This window comes from Pyxidicoccus fallax, assembly GCF_012933655.1.
GTDB lineage: Bacteria > Myxococcota > Myxococcia > Myxococcales > Myxococcaceae > Myxococcus > Myxococcus fallax.
Genome location: NZ_JABBJJ010000494.1, coordinates 1 through 6,895, shown reverse-complemented (window position 1 = coordinate 6,895; position 6,895 = coordinate 1). Strand labels below are relative to the sequence as shown.

The window sequence follows — 6,895 nt, the reverse complement described above, 5'->3', positions numbered from 1 at the left end:
CCTCCGCGCGGGACGCGCTGCCCACCGAGGCCCTGCCGTCCCCCGCCGGGGAGGAGTTCCCCGAGGGCGAGTCGTTCGAGGACACCCGCGACGCGGAGCTGCTGCCGGCCGTGCCGCTCGAGCGGATGGCGCGCGCGGTGGCCTTCCCGGTGCGCGCCGAGGGACACGCGCTGCCGGTGCTGTCGTACGAGGTGGAGGAGGGACGGAGGAAACCGCGGCACCCGGTGCAGCCCATCCCCGAGCTGGTGGACGTGGTGGATGGCTTCGGGCTGGTGGACCCGGAGGCGGACCCGGACGGGTTCATGCGGCGCACGCACTTCGCGTACTCGGACGGCGTCAACACGTACGCGACGCTGCCGGTGCGCGTGGCGGCGGGCCTGCTGGGCGCCAGCGAGGTGGAGCTGTCCGGCGGGACGCTGCGGCTGGGCGGGCGCGCGTACGCGGTGGACGCGGTGGGCGGTACGAGCATCGACTTCGGCGGCGTCTTCCACGAGCGCTTCCAGGTGGTGTCGCTCATCCAGGTGCTGGAGGCGTGGACGCTGCGCCAGCAGGGCGAGCCCACGGGGCTCAGGCCGGACGTCTTCCGGGACAAGGTGGTCCTCATCGGCGGCAACGCGGTGGGCCTCAACGACGTGAAGGCCACGTCCTTCTCCCCCGCCGAGCCCGGCGTGGTGAAGCAGGCGGCGGTGCTGGACACGCTCCTGGGAGACGGCCGCTTCTTCACCCAGGCGCCGCTGTGGATGAGCCTGGTGCTGGTGTTCGTGGTGGCCTTCGCGTCCGTGGTGCTGCTGATGACGGCGCGGTGGACGCCGCTGGAAATCGCGTGGCCGCTGGCCCTCTACCTGGGCATGCATTGGGTGACGGGCCCCGTGCTGGCGAAGACCGGGACGTACCTGCTCACCGCCCTGCCCTCGCTGGCGGGCATGCTGGCCAGCGTGGCCGCGGTGGCCTTCAACCACCTGGAGGCCAACAAGGATGCCGAGTTCATCCGTCAGGCCTTCAGCCGCTTCATGGAGCCGAAGCTGGTGGAGCAGATGGTTTCCGAGCGCCAGCTGCCGCGGCTGGACGGGGAGAACGTCGAAATCTCCGCCTTCTTCAGCGACATCCGCGGCTTCTCCACCTTCAGCGAGCGCTTCAAGGAGGATCCGCGCAGCCTGGTCCGCATCCTGAATACGTATCTCACCCGGGTGAGCGGCGTGCTGCTCAAGGAGGGGGGATGCCTGGACAAGTACATTGGCGACGCGGTGGTGTGCCTCTTCGGCGCGCCCATGCGGCAGCCGGACCATGCGCTGCGGGCCTGCCGCGGGGCGCTGGCGGCGAAGGCGGAGGTGGACCGGCTGCGCGAGGAGTTCCGCGCGAAGGGACTGCCGGACGTGTACACGCGCATCGGCGTCAACAGCGCGGTGAACTTCGTGGGCAACTTCGGCAGCGAGCAGCTCTTCAGCTACACGGCCATTGGCGACGGGATGAACCTGGCCGCGCGGCTGGAGGGGGCGAACAAGGCGTACGGCTCGGTCATCATGATTGGCCCGCGCACGTACGAGCTGGCGAAGGAGCACATCGAGGTGCGGGAGCTGGACCGGGTGCGCGTGGCGGGCAAGACGGAGGCCGTCACGGTGTACGAGCTGCTGGCGCTCAAGGGCGGGCTGGACGTGCGCAGGCGGGTGACGGTGGAGCGCTACCACGCGGCGCTGGCGCTCTACCGCGAGGCCCGCTTCGAGGAGGCCGCGGCGGTGCTGGAGGCGCGGCGGCGGGAGGACCCGGAGGATGGGCCCACGCAGGCGCTCTTGGAGCGCTGCCACAAGTACGCGAAGGCGCCCCCGCCGGAGTTCGACGGGGTGGCGAGCCTGGACAAGTGAGCTGAAAGGAGTCGGCGAGACATGGGGACGAAAACGAGCGCGGCGCTGGTGGCCGCGGTGCTGGCGCTGCCGGGCGCGGCGGGGGCCGTGAAGGTCGGCGAGTCGCTGTACGTGAAGGCGAAGAACACGCGGGTGATGGAGAGCCCGGCGCCCACGGCCAACGCGGTGGTCATCCTCCAGCCAGGGGAGAAGGTGACGTGGGAGGGCGCCGACCCGAAGCAGAAGCAGTGGCACCGGGTGACGGCCACGAACGGGAAGAAGGGCTTCGTCTTCCAGACGAACCTGTCCACCACCCCGCCCAACATGGAGTTGGTGACGGACAAGGACGGCAAGCAGCAGCTGGACCCGAAGAAGTTCGTCGCCAGCGGCGCCGCGGTGAAGGCGCTGAGCCCGGGGGCCCTGGAGTACGGCAAGGAAAAGCAGGGTGACTACGCGAAGGCCGCCGAGGCCATCCAAGCGCTGGAGGCGCGGAGCAAGAAGGTGACGACGACGGAGATCGCCGCGCACGTGAAGGAGGCGGGGCTGTTCCCGGTGGTGGGCCCCCGAGACGCGGTGGCAATCGCCACCCCGGCCAAGGCGCCCGCCACGGGCAAGAAGGGAGGCAAGTGATGGGCCTGCGGATGACGGTGTTCGCGGCGCTGGGCATGGGCGTGCTGGCGGCGCCCTGCGGCGGCTTGAACCCCAAGAACCTCACCACGGGCTCCAACATGCTCGGCAAGGTGAGTGAAGGGCTGGAGAAGGCGGAGGAGTGCAAGAAGCTGGATGTGGACCCTAGCGTCACCGAGGAGTACGCGCTCGGCGGTGCGCTGGCCATCCACTTCGTGCAGCGCGGCGGCGGGCTGATGCTGGAGAAGGACAGCGGCAAGGCGGCCTCCCGGCCCGGCGAGGTGCTGCACGACTACGTCAACATCGTGGGAAAGAACCTGGCGGCGCAGTCGCAGCGGCCCACGCTGGAGTGGACGTTCGGCGTGCTGAACGACTCGAAGTCGTTCAACGCGGTGTCCGCGCCCGGGGGCTACGTCTTCATCAACCGGAAGGTGCTGGAGACGGTGGACAACGAGGGACAGCTCGCTGGCGTGCTGGCGCACGAGATTGCCCACGTCGTGCTCAAGCACTCGGTCCGCCAGTACAACGCCGCGAAGGTGAAGACGTGCAAGATGGTCGTCATGGGAGAGTCCATCCTCTCCCCGGGCGCGGCGGATGCGCTGTCCGCCGGCCGCAAGGGCGACGGCACGCTGGACCTGGACAAGGAGCCCGGGTTGCTGGGCAAGCTCGCCGAGTCGACCGCCGACCAGCTCGCAAAGGGAAACAGCGATGAGCAGGAGTTCGAGGCGGACCGGATGGCGGCCCGGTTGCTGGTATCCGCGGGGTATGACCCGGACGACTACCGTCGACTCATCGCCAAGACGACCGAGGACACCAGCCTCGGGGTGAACCATCCGAAGAAGTCGGAGCGGGTGAAGAACCTCGTCTCGTACGTCGCCACGCTGAAGGGCAAGGAAGGCGAGTTCCCGGAGCTGGCCATCGAGGGGCTCCGCTCGCCGCCCCTGAAGCCTTCCGCAATGGCCGCCCTTCGCGGTGCGGCGCCCGCGGTGGCGAAGGACACTCCGTAGGCTCAGGCGCGAGCCGGGGGCGCGCGGCTACAGCAGGCCGCCGCCCAGTCCCGGCTCGAAGCGCTTCACCTTCAGCACCGGATCCAGCGAATAGGTGCACGTATCTCCGTGCCGCTTCGCCGAGTCCTTGATGTTGAGGTTGATGAGGGCGCGGTGGTGACCGCCGGACTCGATGCGCATCGCCTCGACGGCGCCGGAGAGCTTCAGCCCCGGGTCGAAGGCGCTCGCCGGCAGGCTCAGGTCGCACGTCGTGCCATTCGGCTCCACCACGACGCCCGGCAGGGACGCCCGCGCTCCCGACAGCGTGGACTCGGGCTTCAGCTTGAGGCGCAGCTGCGTCACCCGTCCCTCGGGGAGGGAGAAGTCCCCGAGCGACAGGGTGGCGCCATTGCGCACCGTCATCAGGTCGAAGGACTGGTCCACGTCCGTCAGCCGCTGCCAGCCCGTCCCGCCCTCTGCCACGGCCTCGCCCTCCACCGGGTCCGGGGCGCTCGCGGCCGCCACGTGGACCCAGACTTCATCCACGGTGAGCATCAGCGACTTCACGGTGGTGAGGTCACCGTGTGAGTCGAAGGTGGTGACGCTCGCGACCGAGTCATCACTGGTGATGGAAAGGCTGAGCTCCCCTCCGCCACAGGCGGCGAGCAGCAGTGGGGCGATGAGGAGTGGACGCTTCATGAGGCTCCCGGGGGGGATATCGCTTGCGCGATACCGGGAAGACCCCGGGGCGGATGCGCCGGCCACCCGCGCGTGTCAGCGCCGAGGTGGCGCGACGGACCGCGCGGTGCACGAAGGCCACGGACTTACGGGTTTCCCGCAGCTCGGCACCCGACGCTCGGATGCCTGACTCAACGCGGTGCACGGTGCATCAGCGCACCGTGGCTCGCGGCCCAGCTCACGGTGCCGCGGCATCACGCGCGAGCCGCCACCAGCGCTCGGCGCTTCAGCGCACCGTGGCCTGGCTGAGCGCGCGGTGCACGGACTCCAGCGCCTTGCGCGCCTCGAGCAGCTCGGCGCGCTCGGCGGTGAGCGAGGCCACCTGCTGCGCGAGCACGTCGCGCTCGCCCTGGAGCGCCTCGACGGTGCGGTGCAGCGAGGCGGACTCGTCCTTGGCGGCCTCCAGCTCCCCGGCGAGCCGCTCCTCCTCGGCGAGGCTGTCCACCAGCGCCTGCTTGCCGCGAGCCACCTCGTCCACCAGCGCCTCGCGCTCGCGGGCCGCGGCCTGCAGCGCCTGCCGCGTCTCCTGGAGGGACAGGAGCGCCTCGTCGCGCTCACCCTCCAGCGCGGACAGCTCGCGCTCCAGGTCGGCCAGGAGCTTCACCCGGCCCTCCATTTCCGAGGACAGGCGGCGCGCCTCGTCCATGCGCAGCCGGGCTTCCTCGGTGGCCTTCTCCGCCTGCCGGCGCGACACCTCCAGCTCCTGGGTGAGCGAGAGGTTGAGCGCCTTCACCTTCACCAGCTCCGCCTGGAGGTGGGTGATGCGCTCCACGGCGCGCTGGCCCGCCTCGGCCACGGTGGCCGGCAGCGGCTCCGGGCGCGGATTCTCGCGCACCGCCTTGAGGCGCGCCTTCAGCCGCTCGCGGCGGGCGGCCGAGTCGTGCGCCTCCTCGCGCGGAGAGGCCGGCGTCTGCACCTCCACCTCGGCGGGCGGGGCCTCCACGCGGGCCACGGGCTCGGCGACGGCGGCGGTGACGACAGGCGCCGCGACGTGCGTGGTGACGACGGACGGAGCGACATGCGCGGAGGCCTGCGTCATGGGGTGCGCCTCGGGCGTGTGCGCGGCCGCGAGGCCGTCCAGGTGCAGCGCCGTGGGGGGCGCGGCGAAGGTGACGGGGGCGGCGGGCGCGGCCTCCTCATGCAGTGCTTCCGGAGCCGGCGCCGGGGACGCGTAGGTGACGGGCGCGGCGTGCGCCACGGAGTGCGCGGACTCCGCGTGCGCGGGCTCGGCGGGGGTGCGCAGGGCCGCGTCCATGGCCTCGGCGGCGGTGGGGCGCGGGGTACGGGAGCGCTCGATGCGGGCGCGCACCTCGGCGGACAGGTCGGGCGCCTCGGCGGCGGGGGCCGGGGGCGCCTCGGCGGTGGCCTGCGAGGGCTCCTCGGGAGCGGGCTCGGCCGCCGGGTCGATGAGGCCGGTCAGCGCACCCAGGCGGAGGCGGGGCTTGGCGCGGGACACGTTCTGTTCGAAGGCTTTCTTCATGGCGGTTCTCAGCCGGCCTGCTGGGTGCCCTTCTGGGCGGCGGCTGCCGCGGCGACGAGGCGCGGCAGGATGTTGTCAATCATGGCCTGGATGTCGTTGGCGCCCTTGGACGTGGGGTCCGCGACGAACACCGGGCGGCCCTCGCTGGAGGCCTGCGCGAACTTGGTGCACTGCCGGATGATGGTGGGCAGCAGGAACTCCGGATAGTGCGTCTGCAGTGCCTCCAGCGCCTCCTTCGCCAGCTTGAACGTGGCGTTGAAGGAGTTGACCACGATGAAGACGTGGTCGAGCACGTGATTCAGGTCCTCCTCCAGGCTCTGCACCGTCTCGAACAGCAGCTTGAGGCCGTGGAAGGACAGGAAGTCCGCGAGCACGGGGACGAACAAATCGTTCGCCGCCATCAGCGCGTTGAGGTTGAGCAGGCCGAAGGACGGGGGCGCGTCGAAGACGATGACGTCGTACTGGGCCTCCACGTCCTTGAGGGCGTTGCGCAGCTTGAACTCGCGGCCGGCCATGGGCATCAGCGCGAGGTCCACCGTGGACATGGTGAGGTTGGAGGGGATGAAGTCCAGGTTGGGCAGGGTGGACTTCTGGATGACCTTGGCCAGGGGCGTCTTGCGGACGAGGACGTCCAGCAGCGTCTTCTCGAAGTCCTCGCCCTCGTAGCCGAGGCACTTGGTGGCGTGGCCCTGGCTGTCGAGGTCGATGAGGAGGACGGCATAGCCCAGCTCCGCCAGGCGCCAGGCGTAGGAGGTGGACAGGGACGTCTTGCCGGTGCCGCCCTTGAAGTTGAGGAAGAGCTGGCGGCGGTGGCCCACGCGCTCGGGGAACGCGTTCAGCGTCGTGCGCAGCTCCCAGATGTCATCCGGGGTGTAGGCCTCCTTCCGCGCGCCCTCCGGAATCTGCTTCGGGGACACGCCGAGCATCTCGGCCACCTGCTTGGAGCTGTACGTCGGCGCTTCCATGGACGACCCTTCGAAAGACCTGCGGGACGGCTACCTTGCCTCAAGCGGCGAAGTATTTGTGCCCCCTTCGGACCACGGCTCCCCTGGCGGACAGAAGGGTGAGCGCCTCCTGGGCGAGCTCCGCGGGGGCCGACAGGGCGACCGCCAGCTCGACGAGCGAGCGGCCTCGGACGGCGACGCGGACCTCCGCCAGCATCTGCGAGCAGAGCGCCTCCACGGGAGAGGCGGCGGGACGCGCCGGGGCGGGGCGCAGCTCGGCGG

At 70.8% G+C, this 6,895-nt stretch carries 6 protein-coding genes and 1 pseudogene; 3 read left to right on the top strand and 4 right to left on the bottom strand.

What is annotated here, in order from left to right; translation table 11 throughout:
• The 3 genes from HG543_RS49915 to HG543_RS49905 form a co-directional block, all read left to right on the top strand.
• On the top strand, positions 1-1,859 hold a 1,859-nt coding region (locus tag HG543_RS49915), incomplete at its 5' end, for an adenylate/guanylate cyclase domain-containing protein (RefSeq protein WP_169352039.1).
• A 21-nt stretch (positions 1,860-1,880) separates the two neighbouring features.
• Positions 1,881-2,468, top strand: coding sequence for an SH3 domain-containing protein (locus HG543_RS49910; RefSeq protein WP_169352038.1), 588 nt, complete (start codon positions 1,881-1,883; stop codon positions 2,466-2,468).
• Positions 2,468-3,472, top strand: a complete 1,005-nt coding sequence (locus HG543_RS49905) for a M48 family metalloprotease (RefSeq protein ID WP_169352037.1) — start codon at positions 2,468-2,470, stop codon at positions 3,470-3,472. The genes HG543_RS49910 and HG543_RS49905 overlap by 1 nt, the downstream gene beginning before the upstream one ends.
• A 27-nt stretch (positions 3,473-3,499) precedes the next feature.
• Here the strand turns inward: HG543_RS49905 and HG543_RS49900 are convergent, their stop codons facing one another.
• From HG543_RS49900 to HG543_RS49885, 4 genes and pseudogenes are all read right to left on the bottom strand, one after another.
• A complete protein-coding gene (locus tag HG543_RS49900) occupies positions 3,500-4,150 on the bottom strand; it encodes a DUF4382 domain-containing protein (protein WP_169352036.1) in 651 nt (216 codons plus the stop codon).
• Positions 4,151-4,415: 265 nt separating this feature from the next.
• Complete coding sequence (locus HG543_RS49895) at positions 4,416-5,669, bottom strand: extensin-like protein (protein WP_169352035.1); 1,254 nt, start codon at positions 5,667-5,669, stop codon at positions 4,416-4,418.
• Between the two features lie 8 nt (positions 5,670-5,677).
• Positions 5,678-6,634: a ParA family protein gene (locus HG543_RS49890; protein ID WP_169352034.1), complete on the bottom strand. Its 957-nt coding sequence runs from the start codon at positions 6,632-6,634 to the stop codon at positions 5,678-5,680.
• 40 nt (positions 6,635-6,674) lie between these two features.
• A pseudogene (locus tag HG543_RS49885) lies at positions 6,675-6,895 on the bottom strand (HEAT repeat domain-containing protein); the annotation flags it as partial.

Bases quoted from the DNA above. Each gene is read 5' to 3' on its own strand.
- HG543_RS49910 (WP_169352038.1), top strand. From the start codon at position 1,881: ATGGGGACGAAAACGAGCGCGGCGCTGGTGGCCGCGGTGCTGGCGCTG.
- HG543_RS49905 (WP_169352037.1), top strand. From the start codon at position 2,468: ATGGGCCTGCGGATGACGGTGTTCGCGGCGCTGGGCATGGGCGTGCTG.
- HG543_RS49895 (WP_169352035.1), bottom strand. From the start codon at position 5,669: ATGAAGAAAGCCTTCGAACAGAACGTGTCCCGCGCCAAGCCCCGCCTC.
- HG543_RS49890 (WP_169352034.1), bottom strand. From the start codon at position 6,634: ATGGAAGCGCCGACGTACAGCTCCAAGCAGGTGGCCGAGATGCTCGGC.
- HG543_RS49900 (WP_169352036.1), bottom strand. From the start codon at position 4,150: ATGAAGCGTCCACTCCTCATCGCCCCACTGCTGCTCGCCGCCTGTGGC.